The 25063-nt window shown below is 63.5% G+C and carries 10 protein-coding genes; 9 read left to right on the top strand and 1 reads right to left on the bottom strand.

Going from position 1 to position 25063, the window contains the following annotated elements; genetic code table 11:
• The first annotated feature begins 137 nt into the window (after positions 1-137).
• From V7M64_RS00985 to V7M64_RS00965, 5 genes are all read left to right on the top strand, one after another.
• Positions 138-1913, top strand: a complete 1776-nt coding sequence (locus V7M64_RS00985; protein WP_333676374.1) for a peptide-N4-asparagine amidase — start codon at positions 138-140, stop codon at positions 1911-1913.
• A gap of 189 nt (positions 1914-2102) precedes the next feature.
• Positions 2103-3380: a Vi polysaccharide biosynthesis UDP-N-acetylglucosamine C-6 dehydrogenase TviB gene (gene tviB / locus V7M64_RS00980; RefSeq protein ID WP_333676372.1), complete on the top strand. Its 1278-nt coding sequence runs from the start codon at positions 2103-2105 to the stop codon at positions 3378-3380.
• Positions 3381-3472: 92 nt separating this feature from the next.
• Entirely contained in the window at positions 3473-4483 is a 1011-nt protein-coding gene (locus V7M64_RS00975; protein ID WP_333676370.1) for an NAD-dependent epimerase, read from the top strand.
• 49 nt (positions 4484-4532) lie between these two features.
• Positions 4533-6212: a GMC oxidoreductase gene (locus V7M64_RS00970; protein WP_333676369.1), complete on the top strand. Its 1680-nt coding sequence runs from the start codon at positions 4533-4535 to the stop codon at positions 6210-6212.
• 394 nt (positions 6213-6606) lie between these two features.
• The gene (locus V7M64_RS00965) at positions 6607-7968 is read left to right on the top strand and encodes a TIGR03013 family XrtA/PEP-CTERM system glycosyltransferase (RefSeq protein WP_333676367.1); all 1362 of its coding nucleotides are present in this window, start codon (positions 6607-6609) and stop codon (positions 7966-7968) included.
• Positions 7969-8126: 158 nt separating this feature from the next.
• Here the strand turns inward: V7M64_RS00965 and V7M64_RS00960 are convergent, their stop codons facing one another.
• Complete coding sequence (locus V7M64_RS00960) at positions 8127-8798, bottom strand: J domain-containing protein (protein ID WP_333676366.1); 672 nt, start codon at positions 8796-8798, stop codon at positions 8127-8129.
• A gap of 254 nt (positions 8799-9052) precedes the next feature.
• Here V7M64_RS00960 and V7M64_RS00955 point away from each other — a divergent pair, with 254 nt between their 5' ends.
• From V7M64_RS00955 to V7M64_RS00940, 4 genes are all read left to right on the top strand, one after another.
• Positions 9053-9736, top strand: a complete 684-nt coding sequence (locus V7M64_RS00955) for a hypothetical protein (RefSeq protein WP_333676364.1) — start codon at positions 9053-9055, stop codon at positions 9734-9736.
• Between the two features lie 189 nt (positions 9737-9925).
• On the top strand, positions 9926-10843 hold the full coding sequence (locus V7M64_RS00950) for a cupin-like domain-containing protein (protein WP_333676363.1): 918 nt from the start codon (positions 9926-9928) through the stop codon (positions 10841-10843).
• A gap of 49 nt (positions 10844-10892) precedes the next feature.
• The gene (locus V7M64_RS00945; protein ID WP_333676362.1) at positions 10893-18236 is read left to right on the top strand and encodes an amino acid adenylation domain-containing protein; all 7344 of its coding nucleotides are present in this window, start codon (positions 10893-10895) and stop codon (positions 18234-18236) included.
• 11 nt (positions 18237-18247) lie between these two features.
• The gene (locus V7M64_RS00940; protein WP_333676360.1) at positions 18248-24679 is read left to right on the top strand and encodes an amino acid adenylation domain-containing protein; all 6432 of its coding nucleotides are present in this window, start codon (positions 18248-18250) and stop codon (positions 24677-24679) included.
• Positions 24680-25063 lie beyond the last annotated feature (384 nt).

The following is a 25063-nucleotide window of genomic DNA, read 5'->3' as shown; positions in this document are numbered from 1 at the left end:
AAAGTATGTAGCTGCCGGCACGTCTCATATTTCCCACAGTACGTCGTCCCGGCGAATAAGCATTGTATTTGGCGAAACTCGCCAGAACACGCCATCGTGTGCATGCTTATAAGCCAAGCCACCGCAGGATGATCCACATGCACTACCTGATTCGCCCCGGCCTCGCCCTTGCAGCCTTCCTGCCGAGCGCGCTCGCCATTGCACAAGCCTCCCCCGCCGTGGGCGATCGTGGCGTGGCCAATGCCGATATGCCGGTGCCGCGCCCTGCTGGCTCACCTTGCGTCGCCAGCCTGTATACCGACGTCGCGTTCGATGATCACGGCGATGCAACCTCGCGCGCCGCAAAGCCCCGCGAGTGGACGTACACGCCGCCCGCGCCATGTGCAGGACCGTGGTCGAAAGTGGTGCTGGAGGCGGATTTCTCGGTGACGGCCGGGCGGCAGTACGACCGTACGGTCAGCCTGTGGCTCAAGGGTGTCAATCTTTTCTACGGCACCACCCAGGAACCAAGCGCCAAGGTCGGTCCGCATTGGCACGTCGAGCGCGACGTGACCGATTACGCCAGCCTGCTTCATGCGGCCGGGCACGGCCAGACCATCCTCAACAATTGGGTAGACGCCACGCGCACCGGCGTGATCCATGGCAGCGCGAAACTGGTGTTCTATCCGGCCACGACGGAGAGCAAGGCTGCGCCGGCCGCCGATCTCGTCATCGGCCTGGTCGGCGACAGCAACGGGCATCCGGTGGACGTGCAGGACAGCAAGGAAGCGCTTTCGCGCACGCTCACGCTGCCGCGCAACGTCGAGCGCGTGGCGCTTGACCTGATCGCGCAAAGCCAGGCGGTGGACGAGCAGTGGTACATGTGCATCGATGATGCCGATGCGGAGCCCACGCGCGAATTCTCGTTGGGGCCTCCGAACGCGGGCGACCCGCTGGAACAGTGCCCCGGCGGCAACTTCCGCGAGGTGGCCGTGAGCATCGACGGCCAGGCGGCGGGCCTCGCACCGGTCTACCCATGGACCTACACCGGCGGCGTCGATCCCAACTTGTGGCGGCCCACGACAGACATCCAGACCCTCAACTTCACGCCGTACCGCGTGGAACTCACGCCTTTTGCCGCCCTGTTGGACGACGGCAAGCCGCACACCGTGGCCGTGCGCGTGCTGGGCGCCCACGACTTCTTCAGCCTCGCCGCCAACCTGCTGGCGTGGCGCGACCACGGTCGCGACGTGCTCACCGGCAAGCTCACGCAAAACACGCTTGCCACGCAGGATGGGCAGCCGCCGCAAGTGCGGCGTCATTTCAAAAACGGTACCGGCGGCACGCTGCAAGGCCAGGTCGATACCTTGCAAAACGGCCATTACGTGATCGCGGGCGAACTGCAAACCGCGCGCGGCAAGGTCGTCACCCGTGTCGAGCAACACGCGGATTTCGCCAATCGCCAGAGCTTCGATCATCTATCGAAGGACATCTACAAGCAGCGCATCGCCATGCACACGCAAGTGACCGATGACGTGCGCACCATCACCGATGCCGGCACGGTGCAACAGACACACCACCTCGACTATCCCCTGCTCATCGATATCCGCAAGCAGGTGCACCCAAGCGGTGACTTCACCGCGGACATCACGCTGCAGCAGGGCTACCTGAGCAAGGTCCAGCAGACCGAAAATGGCCGCGTGAGCTTCTGGTCCACGTTGGACAACCACCTCACCAGCCACAGCAACACCGACTTCAACGCCGGCGGCACAGGCATTACCGGCTCGCGCGGACAACATGGACAGCAGTCATATCGCTTCAGCGATTCGCTGGGCCATTGCTACGCGCGGCGGGTGGAAACGCGCGATCACGTTGTTGTTGCAGTCGGGCCGGGGCAAGGTTGTGTAACACCTGTGGTACAGCCGGCGACCTGAGGCACTCGGCAGGCGGGAATGAAATTCCGCACGGGGAGCTGAAAGAGCTGGAATTTCGCCCCAACCTGCGGGACGCCAGCGCCACGCTACGGTGGCCCAGTTGCAGATGATTCGCGGCTGGTGTCAACTGCGCGTGCTGGCTGGCCGATCCATTTCTTACCAGGAAGTACTCACGATCAGGGGAGACGTATGCGGAAGCTGGAGAACACCAGGCTCGCCATCATCGGGCTTGGCTATGTAGGCCTGCCGTTGGCCGTGGAGTTTGGCAAGCACTACGACACGATCGGTTTCGACATCAAGAAAGGACGCATCGATGAGTTGCGTGCCGGCCACGACAGCACGCTGGAGGTAAGCGCCGCCGAACTGGCCGAGGCCACGCGGTTGCGGTTCAGTGCGGATATCGCCGAACTGGCCGATCGCAACACGTACATCGTCACCGTGCCGACGCCGATCGACAATGCCAAGCGCCCTGACCTGACGCCCTTGATCAAGGCGAGCGAAGCCTTGGGCAAGGTGCTGTCGGTGGGCGACGTGGTGGTCTACGAATCGACCGTATATCCGGGCTGCACCGAGGAAATCTGCATTCCCATCCTCGAACGCGAGTCGGGCCTTGTCTACAACCGCGACTTTTTTGCCGGCTACAGTCCCGAACGCATCAATCCCGGCGACAAGCAGCATCGCGTCACCAGCATTCTCAAGGTCACATCCGGCTCGACGCCGGAAACCGCGGATTTTGTCGACAGCCTGTATGGATCGGTGATCACCGCCGGCACACACAAGGTCAGTTCGCTGAAGGTGGCCGAAGCGGCCAAGGTGATCGAAAACACCCAGCGCGACCTCAATATCGCGCTGGTCAACGACCTGGCGATCCTGTTCAACAAGCTCGGCATCGACACTTTGGAAGTGCTGCAGGCAGCCGGCACCAAGTGGAACTTCCTCCCCTTCCGGCCCGGCCTGGTCGGCGGGCATTGCATCAGTGTCGATCCGTATTACCTCACGCACAAGGCGCAAGAAGTCGGGCATCACCCGGATGTCATTCTTGCCGGTCGGCGCACCAACGACAGCATGGGCCCTTATGTCGCCAGCGAAGTGATCCGCTTGATGGTGCGCAAAGGCATCAATCCGGTGAATGCGCGCATCCTGGTGCTGGGCCTGGCGTTCAAGGAAAACTGTCCCGACCTGCGCAACACGCGCGTGGTGGATATCCTCAAGGCGCTGTGTGGTTACAACGCGCAGGTCGACGTGCACGATCCGTGGGTGAGCGCTACCGAAGCCGAGCACGAATATGCGATTACCCCGGTGAAGCTGCCGCAGAATGGTGACTACGATGCGGTGATCATCGCAGTCGGGCATCGGGAGTTCGTGGCGTTGGGGGCGGAAGGCATACGTGCCTTCGGCAAGCCGACGTCGGTGATTTATGACGTGAAGTACGTGCTGCCGCGTGAAGCCGTTGATGGACGGCTGTAGGCTGGGATGAAATCCCGGCATCGCCATGCTGACAAAAGCTGGGATTTCATCCCAGCCTACGAAGCTCACCCAGACATCCAGGATGTCACGCCATGAAAGTGCTCGTCACCGGCACCGCCGGCTTTATCGGTTCGCATGTAGCGCTCAAATTGCTCGAACGGGGCGACGAGGTCATCGGTTTCGACAGCCTCAACGATTACTACGATGTCCGCTTGAAGAAGGCGCGCCTGGCGCGCTTCATCGACCACCCGCACTACACGCACGTCCATGCCGACCTTGCCGATCGCAACGCCGTCGAACAGACCTTCGCCACGCACAAGCCACAACGCGTCATCAATCTCGCTGCGCAAGCAGGCGTGCGTTATGCCGCTGAAAACCCATACGCCTACGTCTCCAGCAACGTCACCGGATTTCTGCATATCCTCGAAGGCTGCCGCCAGCATTCTGTCGAACACCTGGTGTTTGCATCGACCAGTTCGGTCTACGGCGCCAATACCGCGATGCCCTTCTCCGAGCATCAATCGGCCGAACATCCGCTCACCCTCTATGCCGCCACCAAAAAGGCCAACGAGCAGATGGCGCATAGCTATGCGCACCTGTACGGCATTCCTAGCACCGGGTTGCGCTTCTTTACAGTGTACGGGCCGTGGGGTCGCCCGGACATGGCGCTGTTCCTGTTCACCAAGGCGATTCTTGCCGGCGAGCCCATCAAGGTGTTCAACCATGGCAAGCACAAGCGCAGCTTTACCTATGTGGACGATATTGTCGAAGGCGTCGTGCGCACGCTGGATCGCGCGCCTGGAAAAAACGCCGAATGGAACAGCGCCGCGCCTGATCCGGCCAGCAGTGGCGTCGCGCCGTACCGGCTCTACAACATCGGCAACGAACAACCGGTGGAACTGCTTCAGTACATCGAGGTGCTCGAGCAGTGCCTGGGCCGCAAGGCAAAGATGGAAATGCTGCCGTTGCAAGCTGGCGACGTGCCCGATACCGAAGCGGATGTAACGGAACTGATACAGTCCGTCGGTTATGCGCCCAGAATTTCCGTGGCCACGGGCATCGCGAACTTCGTAAGCTGGTACAGGGACTACTACCGCGAGTAGCTTAGGCAGCTCGCTGCGACTTGCGCACGCAAAGAGCCTTGGGGGCGACGTGATCATTGATTACCTGGATAGTTCTTCCGCATCCGACCTGGATGCGGATCTCTGCATCATCGGCGCAGGCGCTGCCGGCATTGCCATCGCACGGCGTTTCATCGGCACGCCGATCTCCGTCTGCCTGATCGAAGGCGGCGGCGCCACCGGCGAAGAACAAAGCCAGGCGCTTTACGAAGGCATGTCCATTGGTACTCCGCGGCTGGATGCAGGCACCTCGCGCATGCGCGTCTTTGGCGGCAGCTGCAATTTATGGGGTGGCGGCTGCATTCCGTTGGGCAGCCGCGACATGGCCGAACGCGATTGGGTCCCGGATAGCGGCTGGCCCATCGCCTACGACGATCTGAAGCCTTATTACGAACGCGCGCGCGAATATTGCCAGGTCGAGGCGCACTATCTCGGCGACGGCGCCTTCCTGACGCCGCTCGCACGCGCGCCGCTGCCGTTCGACGCCGACAAGCTGGTCAACTACATCTTTGCGCGCAGCCCGATCCTGTTCGGCAAGGCGTATCGCGCCGAGCTGGAAAAAGCGCCGAATATCACTGTCTTGCTGCATGCCAACCTGCTTGAGCTGCATGCCTCGGCCAGTGGCGCTTCCGTCCGCCATGCGCGCATTGGCACCGTCCATGGACGCAAGGGCGTCGTGCGCGCGCAGCATTACGTGCTGGCTTGCGGCGGCATCGAAAATGCGCGTCTGCTGTTGCTATCGAACTCCGTCTTGCCGCATGGCCTGGGCAACCAGCATGATCTGGTCGGCCGTTATTTCATGGATCATCCCTGCGGCAACATGGGCACGATCACTGCCGAAACGCCGGAACGGCTGACGCGCCCTTACGATCGCAATCTCGGCAAAGGCCCCGCGCCCGCGTTCCCGGAAATTGGTTTGTCGCATGCGTTCCAGGAAACGCAGCGCATCTTGAATGGACGCGTCCATCCGTTTGCCGTCGAAGGCTCCGTCCCGCAAGGCATTCGCTCCCTGCGCGATTTCCGTGCCGCATTGCGGCCATCCGTGCAGGAGGAAAATGCATTGCTGGAAGCACGTCTTTGCGCTGCGCTGAGAAACGCGCCCGCCAACGATGATGACGCGCGTGCGCGCAACGACCCTATTGCGATGCTGGCGCTGCGCGTCGGGCTTGGCTCCACGGATATCGCCAAGGCGTTCCTGCAAAAGCTGCGCAACAAGCCGACCGTGCGCAGCAACCGCGTCGAACTGATGGGGTATTTCGAACAAGCTCCCAATCCCGATAGCCGCATAACGCTCGCCCATGAGCGCGATGCATTGGGTTTGCCGAAGGTCTGCGTGGATTGGCGGCTCACCGCGCTCGATCGCCACACCTACCGCACCGCGGCGGCGTTGTTCGGCAACGAGCTTGCCAGCGCTTGCGGTGGTACTTACCGGCCTGCCGCATGGTTGAGCGGCGACGACAACGCCACCGCCGAAGTCCACACCACCGCACACCACCTGGGCACGACGCGCATGTCTGACGATCCACGGCGCGGCGTCGTCGATCCGCACTGCCGCGTGCATGGCGTGGAAAACCTGCATGTCGCCGGGAGTTCAGTATTTCCCACCGGTGGTTGGGCGTTTCCGACTTTTACGATCGTTGCGCTGGCTCTGCGGCTTGCCGATCAGTTGCGTGCGGCGATGCGTGCGTCCGCTGTGTCGGAGGCGGTGTAAGCCACGCTCTTGCCCGTCATTCCGGCGAAGGCCGGAATCCAGTTTAAATATGCGTCCGAAGGACACGACATTTTTATGTTGAGTGCTTCGCACGACGTACTTGGACTGGATTCCGGCCTTCGCCGGAATGACGGGCTGGAGTTTATGGTGATGGGATGTACCTCGTTCCACCCCTCAATAACTACCCTCACGTACTCTTTAAGCACTTTCTCACCCCTGTATCACCCGTGTAACAACACCCCCGTTTCGCGCCTGCAACACCTTCCATACGGCTGAAAATCAGCATCGACACCGAAAAAAAAATAGCGTAGTTTCAGCCTCCTCAAGGGGAAAACAGCGTTTAGGGGTAGCTGGGATGCTTCGCTTTCTTCGGCGTCAAACGGTGCGTTGGTTGATGCTATTCGGCATTGCCGAATTGGCCTTGCTGGCGTCCTCGCTTTACCTGGCCATGCAGCTGCGCTATTTGCGCAATGCCGACGAGCTGGTCGATGTATCGCACCACTTGCTGTTGCGGTCCGTGATCTTTGCGGTGGTCATCATGTTGGGCATGGTGGCGCTCGGCGAATACCGCACGCATCTGCGCACGACCTGGCAAGGTGCGGTGGCGCGCCAGGCAGTCGCCTTCGTTATCGGCGGCCTGTTGCTGATCGTCGGTTATTACCTGGTGCCGCAGGCGTATGTCGGGCGTGGCGTGTTGAGCATGGCGCTGGTGATGGGCTTCCTGGCGGTGATGGTGTTTCGCTTGTTGTTCATGCGCGTGGTGGACATCGAATCGTTCAAGCCGCGCGTCTTGATTCTCGGCACTGGCCAACGCGCCGCGCAGATTCACAACCGCATGCGCCGGCGCTCGGATCGCCGCGGTTTCACGGTGGTCGGCTATCTCCCCTGCCCCGGCGAAAACGTCGCCATTCCTGCCGACAAACTGATTGTGCCGGACGTGCCGTTGCCGATGCTGGCCAAGCGCGAGCAAATCGATGAGATCGTCGTAAGCGTCGACGACCGCCGCGGCAGGTTGCCGATGGATGGCTTGCTGGAATGCCGGCAGGCCGGCGTGATGATCACCGATCTGACCACCTTCTTCGAGCGCGAATCCGGCCGCGTGCAACTGCTGTCGCTGGAGCCGTCGTGGCTGGTGTTTTCGGGTGGCTTCCATGCCACGCCGCTGCGCCGCGTGACCAAGCGCTGTTTCGACGTGATGGCCGCCGCCGCCTTGTTGCTGCTGTGCTGGCCATTGATGCTGCTGGTGGCATTGGCCATCCGGCTCGAATCCGGCCCCGGCCAGCCCATCCTGTATCGGCAGGAACGTGTCGGCGAAAACGGCCAGACGTTCTGGCTGCTCAAATTCCGCAGCATGCGCACCGATGCCGAACGCGACGGCGTCGCGCGCTGGGCCAGCAGGCAAGACGATCGCGTCACGCGCGTGGGCCGCATTTGCCGCAAATTGCGGTTCGACGAATTGCCGCAGCTATGGAACGTGCTCAAGAGCGACATGAGCATTGTCGGTCCGCGTCCGGAACGGCCGCAGTTCGTTGCCGACCTCGCCACCAAGATTCCGTTCTACAGCTTGCGTCATTGCTTGAAACCCGGGCTCGCCGGCTGGGCGCAATTGAGCTATCCGTACGGCGCGTCGGAAGAGGACGCCGCCGAAAAACTCAAATACGACCTGTTTTACGTAAAGAACCAGAATTTGCTGTTCGACATGCTGATCCTGATCGAGACCGTGGAGGTGGTGCTGTTCAGCCGCGGCGCACGGTAGCATCAAGGACCTACGTATGGCCGTCATTCCCGCGGAAGCGCACTGCTGTCCGGGGAAATTTTTCGCTGTTCTTGCGGGAAAGCTAAAACGACGTCATTCCAGCGAAAGCAGGAATGACGGCGATGGGATTTACGCGGGCCGAAGGCAATCAAACCACATCAATTGCGCGCGCCGGGTGGCCGTGTTTGAGCCGTTTTCAGCGAATGCAATGGCGAGCTGTACCAATCGACCACCGAACCGTGGTCGAACCGCACCCACGATGGTCCGTACTCCCACAGGTCATCACGAATCTCGACAGGTCTGCCTTCGATGGCGCGTACGTTTTCCGGCGACATACCCAGGGTCAACATCGGTGCAGCCGGTGCGTCGGTGGGCGCGGTGTCGCTGTCGTGGCTGGTGCTGTCGTTGCCGCCGTCCGATGAGGGCGTCACCGCGGATGCGCCCCAGAACAGAATGCCGGTGGCAAGCAGCGCCACCAAAATCAACCATTTCATGTGCGGGCGCCGCGACGTACGCGGCGGTGAAAATGACGGCGCCGGCGTCGGGCGCGGCGGGTTCACTCGCTGCGAGGCAACGAACGCAGGCGGCGGCGCGCCAGGCAGGCGCCCATGAAGCCGCAGGAATTCCATCGCCGCGTCGTATTGCACATTGAGCTGCTGCAAGCGCTGCCCGCTGCGCGAGTTCTTATATCCCTCATGTCCCGGGAGTGTACGGTCCGGATGCAGGGTGGATACGCAGCGGCGGTAGGCGCGCTTGAATTCGTCCACGCTGCAATCGGGGCTCACCCTGAGCTGCCGATACAACTCAAGAAAATCGATCTCGTTGGCCATGCTTGTTTCCCCTGTTGCATGGTGCCGCTCCCGCACGCCTGGCCACCCGGGCGGCTGCGGAGGAACAACGCTAGCCTCGCGCAGTGTGAAGATCTTCGCAAGCATATTTTCAGCTTGACTTAGTGTGATCTAGTTCTCAAAATTGATCACACGCCCTAGGGGAGGGGAATCCCGTGCAAGGCTGTCGCGACTATCTTGCCGCCTGTTGCCGCCGTACCGCGGCCGGTGTGCTTTGCGTCGCTGTAGCAGGTTGCGTGCCAGCTCAGGGGGCACCGGGCGTTCCAACCGTCTCATTGGGCGCGCATACGCTGCAAACCCAGTCCGAAGGCCTCGGCACCAACCCGGTCATTACCGATCCGATCACAACACAGCAACATGGCAGTTCGTTGATCGTCTTCAACGGCGGCTATTCGAGCAACGCGCTGGATCCGATCGACAACTACGGCAACCGCTGGAAGCAACTGGGCAACGACGTGCCGTTCGGCAACGGCTACGGCGACCGCTTCAACGTCAAGGCCTATGTGGCGCTCGCAGCCAAAGGCGGCCCCGGCCACACCGTCAGTTTCATCAAGAACGGCAATGCGGCCGGCGAAATATCCGTGCCGTTCATCGAGATCAAAGATGCGGGCGTGCTCAAGGACGTCAGCCAGACCTACGCACCCACCGGCACGACCATGAGCAGCGGCACCGTCACTACCAGCGGCCCTGCCACGCTGATTGCCGTGTGGTGGGGCGATGGTGGCGTAAAACGCATGTCCGCCGTACCCAATAACGGATTCACGGTTATCGACAGCTATTTGAAGCTTCCCGACAACAGCGGCGTGCAATGCGCGGTGGCCTATAAGCAGGTCGCTGCGGCAGGCAGGTACAACGTCAGCTGGCAAGGCGCCCCGGCCCAAGGCGCCATTTTGTGGTTGCTGGCGTTCCAGTCCAGATGAAGTGCGAGGCGATGCATTGCCAGGGGCGATGCATCGATAAGTTGGGGGACTGACGTATCCGCGTCAGTGGTTGCAACAAAACCTGAGATGGTCAGCAAGACGTCGTGGCGAACGCGACGCAAGTGATGTGTCGGCGCAAATGAACGTTTACGCCCTGCACCAACTTTTGCATGACGGGAGGGCTCAATCATGAACAACCGCGCGGCGGCACTTATCGATCTGGATTGGGACACCTTCGACCCATGGCGCATCCAGCCCGTGCGTCATCGCCTATCCGAGCATCCCCTGTTGCAACCCGACCAGCTGGTGGCGCTGGGCAAGCGTTTCCAGGGCAGCACGCGGCTGTTTACGTTCAACAACGACGCCGGCGCCGACGCCAATTTCGATGACGTCGGCCGTCTGTACCCCAATCGAAAATCCGCTGCCGATACGTTGCAGGGCATCAACGACGCCAAGGCATGGATGCTGTTGCGCCACGTGCAGGACGACCCGACCTACCGCAGCCTGGTCGACATGGCGATGGACCCAATCCAGCCGTTGATCGAGCGCAAGGATCCTGGCATGCATTACCGCGCCGGATGGATTTTCGTCGCCTCGCCGCACACCACCACGCCGTTTCATATCGATCGCAATCACGGCATCCTGCTGCAGGTTCGCGGCACCAAGAAAGTGTACGTGTGGGATGCCGAGGACACCGAGGTGTGCAGCGAACACGCCCGCGACGTTTTCCACGCGCGGCATGATCTTGGACTGGTGAAGTGGAGCGAAGCGTTTCGCGAACGCGCGCATGTTTTCATCGTCGGCCCCGGCATGGGCGTCTATATGCCCATCACCTGCCCGCACATGGTCGAAACGGGCGATGAGCCATCCATCACTATCAGCTTCACCTACAGCACGGCGGCGACGCGGCGCAACGCCATGCGGCATGTGGTGAACGACCTGCTCTCTCGCAAAGGCATCACGCCGGTGCCGGTGGGCAAGCTGCCACTGCTCGACACGCTGACCTATGCCGCCGCGTCCGTGATGGTCGCCGCGCACGGCACCGGCAGCCATCTGCCGGCCTGTCCATCGCTGGCGCATCAAAGCGCCTATGCATTGGCCGACTGACCGAATGATCACGTAACGCAACACCACCTGCGGGGAGGACGGAAACCTCATGAACATAGGCATAGCCAGGCCCCAGGATGGCGCGGCGGAAGGTAGCGTGTTGCTGGACGTATTGCCCGTGCAGGCCGGTGTTTTGGCGGGTGCTTGCGCAAGCGGCTGGATGCGGTGCGAATACGCGCTCGACGAAGCATTCGTCGCCGCCTTGAGCAACGCAGAGCAACAGCATGGTGTTAGCGATACGCAGATGCTCTGTGCTGCATTGGCGCTGGCCGAATCCCGATTCGCGGGTACGCGAGTCGTAGCAGCCAGCTACGCCGAGGGCGGCGTAGCAAGGCAGCGATCGATGGAAGTCCCGCGCACCGGTGGGCGGTATGCATGGCTGTGGGCGTTCTGTTCGTCGCTTGGCAAGGCGATGCCGGCCAGTGTCCGCAGTGCATGGATCATCAGCGGCGAGCTTCCTTCGCCCGATTCCGAGTCCTCGTGCGATGGCGGCGCCAGCGACAGCCACTGGTGCGTGCAAACCTCACCCGCACGGATCGAGGTGGCCTTTCGCGCGCCATGGAGTGCTGCCGCGATCGACTTGCTCGCCGCCGGCGTCATGCGTGCGCTGGCCTGGTTGTGTGCATCCGATGATGCCGACCTGGCATCGTTCGACATCTGCGATCCGGCCGAACGCCAGCGCATGCTGGTCGAATGGAATGCCACGGCCGTATCGCGCCGCGCAACGGACACCGTGCATGGCTTGTTCAAGGAGCAGGCCCGCCAGCATGCCGGTTCATCGGCGATCGAAGCACTGGATCTCAGGCTTTCCTACGCCGAACTCGATGCGCGTTCCGATCGCATCGCCGCGGGATTGATGGCCGCGGGGGTCGAAGCCGGTGCGCCGGTTGCGCTATTGCTTGAGCGCTCACCGGAAGCGCTGGTTGCCATCCTGGGCATTCTCAAGGCGGGCGCGGCCTATCTGCCGCTGGATCCGGGCTATCCGACGGAACGCCTTGCCTTTGTGATCAACGATGCGCGTGCTGCGTTGATCATTGCCGGCGCGGATGTTCCCGCATTGCCCGACGTGCAGCTGCCGGTCGTGCAACTCGCATCGCTGGAGCGCGATGCATCCGCGTATCAGCCGCCTGCCGTCGACGGCAGCGCTCTCGCCTACGTGATGTATACGTCCGGCTCCACCGGCACGCCAAAAGGGGTGGAGATCACGCATCGGTCCATCATTCGCTTGGTGCGTGACGTCACCTATGTCGACCTCGGCAACCAACCACGCCTGTTGCACGCCGCACCGCTCGGTTTCGATGCATCCACCCTGGAAATCTGGGGTGCCCTGCTCAATGGCGGCACCTGCATCGTGCACGGCGAACGCATTCCCACCGGCTGCGGGCTGGAAGATGCGATCGAGCGCCACGGCGCGCGCATCGCATGGCTGACGGCGGCACTGTTCAATGCTATCGTCGATGAAAACGCGCAGAAGCTGCGCGGCCTGCAGCAACTATTGATCGGCGGCGAAGCGCTGTCGGTCGCGCACGTGCGCAAGGCCTATGCGGCATTGCCCAACGTCACCATCATCAACGGCTACGGCCCGACCGAATGCACCACGTTCGCTGCCACTTATCGCATTCCACGCGATATCGCGGCGGACGTGCGCTCGATTCCGATCGGCAGCCCGATCACCGACACCACGCTGTACGTGTTGAACAGCCGTGGCGAGGCGGTGCCTACCGGCGTGATCGGCGAGCTGTATATCGGCGGCGCCGGCCTGGCGCGTGGCTACCTGGCGCGGCCCGAGCTGACGGCCGAGCGCTTCGTTACGCATCCGCTTGAAGCCGGCGAACGCCTGTACCGCACCGGCGATCTGGTGCGCTGGTTGCCACAAGGCACGATCGAGTTCGTCGGCCGTGCCGATGGGCAGATGAAGATCCGCGGCTACCGCATCGAGATCGGCGAAATCGAGGCGGTTTTGCAACTTCAGCCCGGCCTGCGCGCATGCGCCGTGCTGGCTCGCGAAGACCGGCCGGGATTCAAGCGATTGGTGGCGTATTACGTGGCCGACGATGCATCGGTCAACGCCCGTACCTTGCGCGACCGCTTGGCGCACGTGCTGCCGGATTTCATGCTGCCATCCATCTACATCGCGATGGATGCGCTGCCTGTCACGGCCAACGGCAAACTCGATCGCCGTGCCCTGCCCGCGCCGGACAACCACCGTTCCGAACTGGCCGGCGTCTACGTGCCGCCGATCGGAAAAACCGAACAGCGCTTGTGCGAACTGTTCGCCGACGTGCTCGGCCTGGATCAAGTGGGCCGCAACGATCACTTCTTCGACCTTGGCGGCAACTCGCTGCTGGCCGTGCGTACCGTGACGCGCATCCATGGCGAGCTGGCAACGAGCCTGCCCACCATCGCGGCCTTCTTTGGCACGCCTACACCTGCCGCTCTCGCTGCGATGATCGAGCATGGCGATGCACGCGCCGCGCTGGCTTCGCGCTTGTCGCATCATCGCTCGTCCAGCATGGACGAACCCATCGCCATCATCGCCATGGCTGGCCGCTTTCCTGGGGCGAACGACGTGGAGACGTTCTGGGACAACCTTTGCGCCGGTCGCGAGTCGATTACGTTTTTCAGCGCGGACGAACTTGATCCGAGCATTCCCGCCGAGCAACGCAAGGATCCGGCCTACGTGTCCGCGCGCGGCATCATCGACGGCGTAGAAAATTTTGACGCGGCCTTTTTTGGCATGTCGCCGCGCGAAGCGGAATTGATGGACCCGCAGCAGCGTATCTTCCTGGAGTTGTGCTGGGAATGCCTGGAGCGCGGCGGCTACGTGCCGGACGAGCATGACGTGCCGGTGGGTGTCTTCGGCGGCATGCATAACGCCACGTATTTCCAGCGCCATATCAGCACCCGGCCCGACCTGGTCGACAAGCTGGGTGCGTTCCAGGTGATGTTGGCCAACGAAAAGGATTACCTGGCCACACGCATCGCGCACAAGCTCAACCTTACCGGTCCCGCGATCAGCATGAACACCGCATGCTCGACCTCGCTGGTCGCGCTGTGCCAGGCTTTCGACGCCTTGCGTGCTGGCCATTGCGGCATGGCGCTGGCCGGCGGGTCGTCCATCGCCTGCCCGCCGCGCAGTGGCTATGTCTCGCAGGAAGGTTCGATGCTGTCGCCGGATGGACACACGCGCAGCTTCGACGCGGATGCGCGCGGCACGGTATTCAGCGATGGCGCCGCGGTGGTGTTGCTGAAGCGCCTCGCCGATGCGTTGCACGATGGTGATCCCATCTACGCCGTGATCCGCGGCGTCGCGGTGAACAACGATGGCGGCGCCAAGGCCAGCTTCACCGCGCCCAGCAGTGCCGGGCAAGCGGCCGTGATCACGATGGCGCTGGATAACGCCGGTGTCGAGGCGAATTCGATTTCCTATGTGGAAACCCACGGCACCGCCACGCCATTGGGTGACCCGATCGAGATCGAAGGATTGACCCAGGTGTTTCGCCAGAGCACCAGCGAGCGCGGCGTCTGCGCGATCGGTTCGGTGAAAAGCAACGTCGGCCATCTGGTGATGGCCGCCGGCGCGGCCGGTGTGATCAAGACCGCACTGTCGCTGGCCGAACGTCGCCTGCCGCCGTCGCTGCACTTCCGCGCCAGCAATCCCAAGCTCGATCTCGGCAACTCGCCGTTCTTCGTCAACGACACGTTGCGCGCCTGGACGTTCGACGGCGGTCCGCTGCGCGCGAGCGTGAGTTCCTTCGGCGTGGGTGGCACGAATGCACACGTCGTGCTTGAGGAACCGCCGCAACGCGAACCTTCCGACGCCGCCGACGGCCCGCAACTATTGCTGCTTTCCGCACGCAGCGATGCAGCGCTTGGCCACGCAGTGGAGCAACTACGCGCACACCTCGCCAAACACGTAGGTCGGGGCGAGCCCACGCGAACCCCGACATCGCCATCGAATGCCCAATTGGCCGATATCGCCTGGACACTATGCAAAGGACGCAAGCTCTTCGCGCATCGCACACACATCGTTGCCGACAGCATCGACGACGCTGCCAAGCGCCTGCTGGACCTGACGTTATCGCCCGCCAAGACCGCGCTCAATCCACCACCCGGCATGGTCTTCATGTTCCCCGGCCAGGGCTCGCAATACGCCAGCATGGGGCGCGAACTGTATGCAACAGAACCCGCGTTCGCCACGGCGATCGACGCCTGCGCGGAGATCCTGCGCGATGAGCTTGGCTTCGACCTGCGCGAACGCCTGTTTGCCGACGATGCCGAAGCGCTGCGCGCCACCGGACTCACGCAGCCGGCCATCTTCGCGATGGAATACGCGCTCGCACGCTTGTGGATGAGTTATGGCGTAGTGCCCGTAGCGATGATCGGCCATAGCATCGGCGAATTCGTCGCCGCGGTGATCGCCGACGTAATGAGCCTTGCCGACGGTGCACGACTCGTCGCCCGGCGTGGAAGCTTGATGCAGGCGCTGCCCGCCGGTTCCATGTTGTCCGTGCGCATGGACGCCGCGCACCTGGCAACACGCCTGCCTGCCACGTTGTCGCTCGCCGCCGAAAACGCACCCAATGCCTGCGTGGTGTCCGGCGAAACATCGCTGGTCCAGGCCTTCCAGGCCGAGCTTGAGCAAGCTGGTATCGCGTGCCGCCTGCTGCACACCTCGCACGCGTTCCACTCGTCGATGATGGATCCGGCGCTGGCGCCGTTCCGGCAGGCCGTCGAACAGATCGCATTGTCCGCACCGCGCATACCCATTGCTTCAACGTTGACCGGCAACATGTTGAACGACGACGAGGCTACATCCGCCGCTTATTGGACGCGGCATCTGCGCGGCACCATGCGTTTTTCGACCGCGCTGCAAACCTTGCTGGCCGACTCGCAATACGCATTGCTCGAAGTGGGACCGCGCACCACGCTCAGCCTGCTGGCACGCCAGCATGCGCAAAGCCGAGGCCGCATCGTGCTGGCCTCGCTGGCCGATAGCCCATCGAACGAACGCGCCACCTGGCTCGATGCGGTGGGCCAATGCTGGTCATGTGGCGTAGCGATATCCGTCGAGCAACTGGACCGCCGGCAACGCAAGCAGCGCGTGCGCCTGCCGACCTATCCGTTCGAGCGCAAGCGGCATTGGATCGATGTGCCCCGCGCTACCGACGCACCACCGGCGGCAGCGATATCGAACGTGGTCGCGCTGCCCGTGCGATCCGAACCCGCCGTGGCAGCCGCCATGCCCCTCAACACCAATCCGGAGGCCACCATGGCCCCATCCACCACGTCCGCACGCGCCACCCGCCTGGTCGCGCAGCTCCGCGCGCTGTTCGAAGACGTCGCCGGCGCCGAATTCGACGACGTCGATCCGGCCACGCATTTCGTGGAACTCGGGCTCGACTCCCTGTCGCTGACGCAGGTGGCGTTGCAGTTGCAGAAGACCTTCGCATTGAAGATTACCTTCCGCGAATTGATGGAAGCACATTCCTCGTTCGCAAGCCTCGCCCAGCATATCGACCGCTTGCTGCCGCCCGAAGCCGCAGCAGCCACCACCGCCGTGGATGCAGCCGCCGCCACCGCGCCTGCCGCACCGGCCGCAACGACAAATCAGGTAGCCGTCATGTCCCTGCCAACCAGTGGTGGATTGATCCAGGACGTGATCCAGCAGCAGATGCTGATCATGCAGCAGCAATTGGCGTTACTTGCCAATGCGGGCAACGCAGCGCCGGCCATCCTACCGGTGGCAAGCGTGGCTGCACCGCCAACACCGCCGGTCGAGACGCGGCCAGGGGTGCAGGCAGTCGATACGCCGCCCGACGAAGAGGCCGCACTCGCGCACACCACCTACGACGTCAAGAAGGCCTTCGGCGCGATCGCACGCATCCACTCCGGTTCCACCGAGCTGACCGGCCGCCAGCGCGTTCGCCTGGATGCCTTCATGCGCCGCTATATCGAGCGCACGCAGCAGTCGAAAGCGTACACGCAGAAACATCGTCCGCACCTGGCCGATCCGCGCGTGGTGAACGGCTTCCGGCCGCTGCTGAAGGAAATCATCTACCAGATCGTGATCGATCGCTCCAAAGGCTCGAAGGTGTGGGACCTGGATGGCAACGAATATGTGGATGCACTGAACGGCTTCGGCATGAACCTGTTCGGCTGGCAGCCGGATTTCGTGCTGGACGCCGTGCGCAAGCAACTCGAGCTGGGCTACGAAATCGGCCCGCAGCATCCGCTGGCCGGCGTGGTCGCCAAGCAGATCTGCGAGCTCACCGGTTTCGACCGCGCCGCGCTGTGCAACACCGGCTCCGAAGCGGTGATGGGCACCGTGCGCGTGGCGCGCACCGTTACCGGCCGCGACACGCTGGTGATCTTTACCGGCTCGTATCACGGCATCTTCGATGAAGTGATCGTGCGCGGCACCAAGAAGCTGCGCTCGGTGCCGGCAGCGCCGGGCATTCTGCGCAACACCGCCGAGCACGTGCTGGTGCTCGACTACGGTACACCCGAATCGCTGGCGATCATCCGCGAGCGCGCATCCTCGATCGCGGCCGTGCTGGTCGAGCCGGTGCAGAGCCGCCGCCCTGATTTCCAGCCGCGCGAATTCCTGCAGGAACTGCGCGCCATCACCAGCGATGCCGGCGCCTTGCTGATCTTCGACGAAGTGGTCACCGGCTTCCGCTCGCATCCGCGTGGTGCGCAGGCAGTGCTTGGTATCGATGCGGACCTCGCCTCCTACGGCAAGGTCGTCGGTGGCGGTTTTCCGATCGGAGTCATTGCGGGCAAGCGCAAATACATGGACGCGCTCGATGGCGGCGGCTGGCAGTTCGGGGATGCGTCGATTCCGACGGTTGGCGTCACCTACTTCGCCGGCACCTTCGTGCGCCATCCGCTTGCGCTGGCCGCTGCGCATGCGGTGCTCGATCACTTGAAGACAGCGGGTGCTGCGTTGCAGGAGCGTCTCAACGCGCGCACGGCGTCGCTAGCCGATGAACTGAACGCTTTCTGCGCGGAAAAGGGCGCGCCAATCAAGGTGACGCACTTTGCATCCGTGTGGAAGACCAACTTCCTGGAAGACCACCCGCTGCAGGATCTGCTGTTCGCGATGATGCGCAGCCGCGGCATCCATATCCTGGACAACTTCCCCTGCTTCTTCACCACCGCGCATGGCGAAGAGGATTTCGCAGCGATCGCCAAGGCCTTCAAGGATTCCGTGCTCGAACTGCAGGAAGCCGAGTTCCTGCCACGACGCAAAAAGATCGAAGTGCTTCCGCTGGATGCCGCCAAGCCACCCGTCGCCGGTGCGCGCCTGGGCAAGGATGAGGAAGGCAGGCCGACCTGGTTCGTGCCCAACCCCGATGCACCCGGCAAGTACATGAAGTTGAGCGCATGAGGCAGCACGCCATGAACACCCATGATGCAAGTATCGTTGCCACCGCCGTCGACTACGATCCGTTTGCCGAAGCCGCGCTTGCGCGCGTCGTACCCGCGACGGCGTCGCAGCGTGAAATATGGCTGGCTGCGAAGCTCGAACAGGAGGCTTCGCTCGCCTATAACGAATCGGTGTCGATACGCCTGTCCGGCGAGCTGGACGCGGCCGCGCTGCAGGCGGCGCTGCAAGGCGTGGTCGACCGGCATGAAGCCTTGCGCTCCACCTTGAGCGCGGACGGCAACGAGCTTTGCATCGCCACCGATGTGGCACTGGACTGCATCGTCCACGATCTGTCCGGCTTGACCGAGACCGACCGCGACGGAAACATTGCCGAAGCGCTCAGCGCGGCGGTCAGCACACCGTTCGACCTGGAGCATGGCCCGCTGGTGCGTGCGCAACTGCTGCGGCTGGCCGCGCAAGAGCACCTGCTGATCTTTACGGCGCATCACATCGTCTGCGACGGTTGGTCGTTCGGCGTGATCGTGCGCGACCTCGCCGCGCTGTACGCGCAGCAGTTGGGTCAAGGCGATGGTCCAGCACCGGCCGATGCGTTTGCGGACTATGCCAGCGCTGAAATGGCACGCACGCAAACCGATAGCGGCCATGCCGACGAACAGTATTGGTTGAGCCGCTTCCGTGGCGAACTGCCATCGCTGGATCTTCCCACCGACAGCGCTCGCCGCCGCCATCGCAGCTTCGCCTCGCAACGCGAGGATCGCACGCTCGATGGCGCGCTGATCGCTGACATCAAGCGCATGGGTGCCAAACGCGGCGCGAGTTTTTACGCAACCCTGCTGGCTGCGTTCAGCACCCTGCTGCATCGCCTGACCGGCCAGGACGATGTGGTCGTCGGCATCCCGAGCGCAGGGCAAGCGGTCGATGGACAGCACAACCTCGTCGGCCATTGCGTCAACGTGCTGCCATTGCGCACGGCGATCGATCCGCAAGCGCCGTTCGCCACGGTGCTCGATCAATTGCGCGGCGACCTGCTCGATGCGTTCGAACATCGGCAATACACGCTCGGCAGCCTGCTTGCGCGCCTGGCGATGCCGCGCGATCCCGGCCGCTTGCCGCTGGTCAGCGTGCTGTTCAACCTCGATCAGGCGCTGGACGAACGTACGGTTTCCTTCCCTGGCCTCAGCTTTGAATTTTCCGGCAACGCGCGTGCGTTCGAGAATTTCGAGTTGTTCGTAAATGCCGTGCAGGTCGGTGACGGCTTGCGGTTGGAATGCCAATACAACAGCGACCTGTTCCGCGGTGAAACGATTCGTTGCTGGCTCGACGCTTACGAAATCTTGCTGCGCAGCGCCGTGGCAACCCCTGAGACGGCCGTGCATGAACTCGGCCTGCTATCGGAGGCTGCACAGCGCGACATCGCGGCCTTGCAACCGGCAAGCACGCCGTATCCGGAACAACAGCTCGCGCACGAATATTTCGAACGACAGGTGGAGCGCGTTCCGCACAATGCCGCGGTACGCCATGGCGCAAGACATTTGAGCTATGCCCAGCTGGAGGCCCGCGCCAACCAGCTCGCGCACGTGCTGCGCGATCGCGGCATCGGTCGGGGCAAACTGGTTGGCATTGCGCTGGCGCGCAACGCGGACATGCTGGCGGCGGTGCTCGCCGTGCTCAAGAGCGGCGCCGGCTACGTGCCGCTCGACCCGCAGTTTCCCGCCGACCGCCTGGCTTTCATGGCCGGAGATGCGGCCCTGGCGATGCTGATCGTCGACGATGCCGCGCCACCGGCGTTGGCATTTCCGCCATCGCACGTGCTGTCGCTGACGCGCGATACCGCGGCGATCGAACTGGCGTTCGCCACGCGCCTGCCGCGCGACGATATGGCAGCGACGCCCGATTCCGTGGCCTACGTGATCTACACCTCCGGCTCTACCGGCCGGCCGAAGGGCGTGCGCGTTCCCCATCGCACCACCTCGAATTTCCTCACCAGCATGCAACGCGTGCCGGGCATCGCGGAAGACGATCGGCTGGTGGCCGTCACGACGCTGTCGTTCGACATCGCCTTCATGGAACTGATGCTGCCGTTGAGCGTCGGCGCCGAAGTGATCATTGCCGATCGTGACGACGTGCGCGACGGCGCCGCCTTGCGCAAGCTGGTGGAGCAAAGCGGCGCGACCATGATGCAGGCCACGCCTTCCGGCTGGCGCATCCTGATCGAGGCCGGCTGGCAGGGCCGCGAACATTTTCGTGCCGTTTCGGGCGGCGAGCCGTTGGCGGTCGATCTGGCCGAGGCGCTGCTGCAGCGTTGCAGCGAGGTGTGGAACGGCTACGGCCCCACCGAAACCACCGTCTATTCCACTTATTGGCGAGTGGAACATCCGCGCGCCGGCATCTTTATCGGGCGTCCGGTCGCCAATACCCAGGTGCACATCCTGGACGAACGGCGCGCACCCTGCCCGCTTGGCGTTCCGGGCGAAATCCATATCGCCGGTGCCGGCGTCACGCTGGGTTATTTGAATCGCCCGGAACTGGATGCCGAACGCTTCCTGCCCGATCCGTTTGCCGGTCGCAGCGACGCACGCATGTACCGCACCGGCGATCGCGGCCGCTGGCTGGCCAACGGCATGCTCGAACACCTGGGTCGACTGGATTTCCAGGTAAAGGTGCGCGGCTATCGCATCGAACTGGGCGAGATCGAAGCGGTGCTGGCCGACGTGCCGGAGGTCGATCGCGCAGTGGTGACGGCGCGCGAGGATCGCCCGGGCGATGTGCGTCTCGTCGCTTACGTGGTGATGCGCGAGCAAGCCAGCTTCGATGAAGCGGCGCTGCGCGATGCGCTCAAGCAGCGCCTGCCGGACTACATGCTGCCGCAGCACATCATTCCGCTCGATGCGATTCCGCTGCTGCCGAACGGCAAGACCGATCGCAAGGCACTCCCAGCGCCGCAAATCCATTCGGTCGCCGCGGAAACCGCGCGCATCGCCCCGCGCGACGACGATGAGCGCCGCGTGGCGGCGGCGATGGAAAGCGTGTTGTCGTTGCCGGATCTCGACGTGCGCGACGACTTCTTTGCCCTCGGCGGCCACTCCCTGCTGGCGGCGCAACTCACTGCGCGATTGAACCGCGAATTCGGCATCACCTTGTCGTTCCGCACCTTGTTCGATGCGCCGACCATCGCCGAGCTTGCCGCGGCGATCCGTGCACAAACAGCCAGCGGCGCCGCTCCCGCCACGCAGCCGATCGCACGGCGCGCGGATCAAAGCCGCGCCCCCCTCTCCTTGATGCAGCATCGCCTGTGGTCATTGGAAGAACTGCAACCCGGCCGGGTGACCTACAACGCGCCCTCCGCGCATCGCCTGCGCGGCCATCTCGACGAGACCGCCTTCCAGCTTGCATGGCAGGCCTTGATCCAGCGCCAGCCGATCCTGCGCACGGCGTTCCGGCGCGACGGCCATGAGGTCGCGCAGATCGTCGTTCCCGATCTCGAAGTGCGCCTGTTTCCTGCCGAAGATCTTTCCGGGCGGCCGGAAAGCGAGCGGGAATCCGCCTTGATGGCACGCCTGCAGGCGCTCACCGACACGCCGTTCGATCTCACCCAGGCGCCGCTGTTCAGCGCCCGCATGTTCCGGCTTGGCGACGACGATCATGTGTTCTTCTTCATGCCCCATCACATCATCTGGGATGGCTGGTCGTTCGACATCCTGTATGCCGAACTGTCGGCGCTATACCGCGCCTTCATCGCGGACGCGCCATCGCCGTTGCCGCCGTTGCCGGTCAGCTACGGCGACTTCGCCGCCTGGCATGCGCAATGGCTGGAAGGGCCGCAGTTCCAGGCGCAGCTCGCCTTCTGGCGCGAGCGGCTGGCACAGATGGCGGATATTCGCGCCCTGCCCACCGATCAGCCGCGGCGGCCAGGCATGTCCGGCATCGGCCGCACCGAGTGGATCCGCGTGCCCAAGCCAGCGGTGGAGGCGATGCACGATGTCGCGCGCATGGCGGACGCCACGCTCAACATGACCTTGCTGGCGCTGTATTACGTGCTGCTCAGCGGCATGGCCGGCGAGCGTGACCTGGTGGTCGGCACGCCGGTGCGTGCGCGCAACCAGACCGAAGTCGAATCGGTAATGGGTTATTTCAACAACCTGTTGCCGCTGCACATCACTGTCGACACCACGTTGCCGTTCATCGATTTCGTTCGTCACGTGAAGTGCGCGGCGATCGAAAGCTTCGGCCATCCCGACGTGCCGCTCGAATACCTGCAACGCGAGTTGCGCGTTGGCGCCGGCAGTGGCGCGGTGTTGTACCAGGCGCTGTTCTCGTTCCAGGATGCACGCCAGCGCATCGTCGACTGGGGTGGTTTGGCGCACGAACAGATCCTGCTGTTCCAGAGCGGCGCCACGGAAGACCTCGGCCTGTGGTTCCTCGAGAGCAACAAGGGCATGGTCGGCGGCGTCACCTACAACGCCGACATCCTGCAAGCCGACACGGCGCGCCTGCTGCGCGACCGCTACCTGGCCATGATGGCGCGCGTCAGCGAAGACCCGCGCCAACCTATCCGTTCGCTCACCGCCATTGGCGATGCCGAGCTGGCGCAGGAGCAGGCCTGGAATGCGACGTCCATGGCTGTCGCGTTACCCCATAGCGTACCGGCCATGTTCGAACGGCAAGCCGATCGCACACCGGACAAAACCGCGTTGACCTTCGGCAGCTGGGGCACGCGTTATGGCGACATCGAGCAACGCGCCAATCGTGTCGCCCATTGCCTGCGTGCGCGCGGGGCAAGCAGCGGCACGGCCATCGGCCTGGCGGCGGAACCTGGCATCAACCGGCTGGCCGGCATGCTGGGCATTCTCAAGGCAGGCGGCGTATGCGTGTTGCTCGATCCCACCGATCCATCCACGCGCCTGAAGGAAATCATTGCCGATGCGTCCATCAGCTTGCTGGTGGGCGACAGCGCGCTGGAAAGCGCGCTGCAGTGGCCGCGCGCGCAAGCCTTGTGGTTCGACGCGGATACTGTCGAAATCATCGGCGCCGCCAGCGATCGCAACCGCTTGGCATCGGAGGGCCTCGACGACAACGTCGCGATTGTTGTGTACCTGCCCGGCGTCGATGGCCGGCCGCGCGGCGCGGCGTTTACGCATCGCGCCATTGCCAACGTGCTGGAGGGATTGCAAGCGTCGCTCGGCTTGTCGGCGGACGATCGCATCCTGGCAACTGCCTCGGCGGCGACCAGCGACGCCATCATCGAAAACCTGTTGCCGCTCGCGCTCGGCGCCGAACTGGTTCTCGCCCATCCACGCGAAGCGCGCGACGGCGAAGCGCTGATCGGTTTGGCGCAAAACCATCAAGCCAGCGCGATGTTTGCGGCAACCGGTGCGTGGCAAGCGATGCTTGCCGCGGACTGGGCCGGCCCTACGGCGATGAAGGCCATCTGCATCGGCGGCCTGCCCACGCCCGAATTGGCCGTAAAGCTGGCCGAACGCTGCGCCGGCATCTGGACCGTCTCGGGCTGCGCGGACGCTGCCCCGGCTGCAACGTGTGGCCGCATCGAGCGGCCGGCAGAAAGCCTGCACAGCGGCCAGCCGCTCGGCAACACGGCGGTGTGGATTCTCGACGATCAACAACAGCCCTGCCCGATTGGTGCGATCGGCGAGGTCCACGTCGGCGGCGCATCGCTGAGCCAGCCATTCGGCGCCCGCGCGATGGCGCATGGCGATGGCGTGGCGACGGCTTCTGCCGCATCACCGGATATGCGCTTGCAACGCACCCATTGCCGTGGGCGCTGGCTGGTGAGCGGCAGCGTGCAGGAAATGGGCCGCACCGATCGCCGCGAGCGCATTCACGGCCGCGAGGTCGACCTGGAAACGATTGAAGCCGAACTGCTCAGCCAGCCCGGCGTGAAACGGGCTATCGCCGTCGCGCGCATGAATCAGGCCGGCAGCACGCATATCGACGCGTATGCCGTCGCCGCGCCCGAGCGCGCGCTCGATAGCAATCAGCTGGTGGCGCAACTGGCCGCCGCGTTGCCTGCGCACGAAGTGCCGCAGCATGTGGTGCTGCTCGACGCGTTGCCCATGATGGCGAACGGCGAAGTGGACATCGCCGCGCTGCCGCTGCTGGCCGAAGCCACGGCCGGCGACGATCTCGACGACGCCACGCAACCGAAGACCGCCAACGAGCAATTGCTGGCCACCATCTGGAAAGAACTGCTGCATGCCGCTCGCGTCCGCACCAGCGACAACTTCTTCGACATCGGCGGACATTCGTTGATGGCGGTGGACATGGCGGCGCACGTGCAACGGCAGACCGGCATATCGTTGCACTTGCTCGATATCGCCAACGGCACGCTGGGCACGTTGGCGGCGGGGTTGGCTGAAAGTGCGCCCAAGATGCCGCCGCCTGCGAAGCTCGGCTCGCGGCTGGGGCGTTTGTTCGGGCGTCGGTGACATGAGCGCATCGGTAAGGGGGAAGCCGATATGAAGCATCTGGAACGTATGCGTGGAAATTCCACGCTACCGATCCATCTAACAAGCACCCGCAAACCAGTTCCCTCCCCTGCTTGCAGGGGAGGGCGAGGGTGCGGTGCGAACGAAGCGAGCGGCGAGCGGCGGACGTCGCCGCAAAGTCATTTCGCCATGCGCTTGGGGCTGACTCAGGGGAGGGAGCAGTCATCACCTCACGCCGCCATGTCGTCATTCCGGCGAAGGCCGGAATCCAGTGCAAATACGACGTGCGGAGCACCCGGCATAAAAAACGCAATGTGTGCTGCGCACAACGTCTTAAGACTGGATTCCGGCCTCCGCCGGAATGACAACGCGCGGCCCCGTCAC

The organism is Dyella sp., from assembly GCF_036746095.1.
Lineage (GTDB): Bacteria > Pseudomonadota > Gammaproteobacteria > Xanthomonadales > Rhodanobacteraceae > Dyella_B.
The sequence above is the reverse complement of the archived record's forward strand: the minus strand, read 5'-3'. Positions and strand labels throughout refer to the sequence as shown.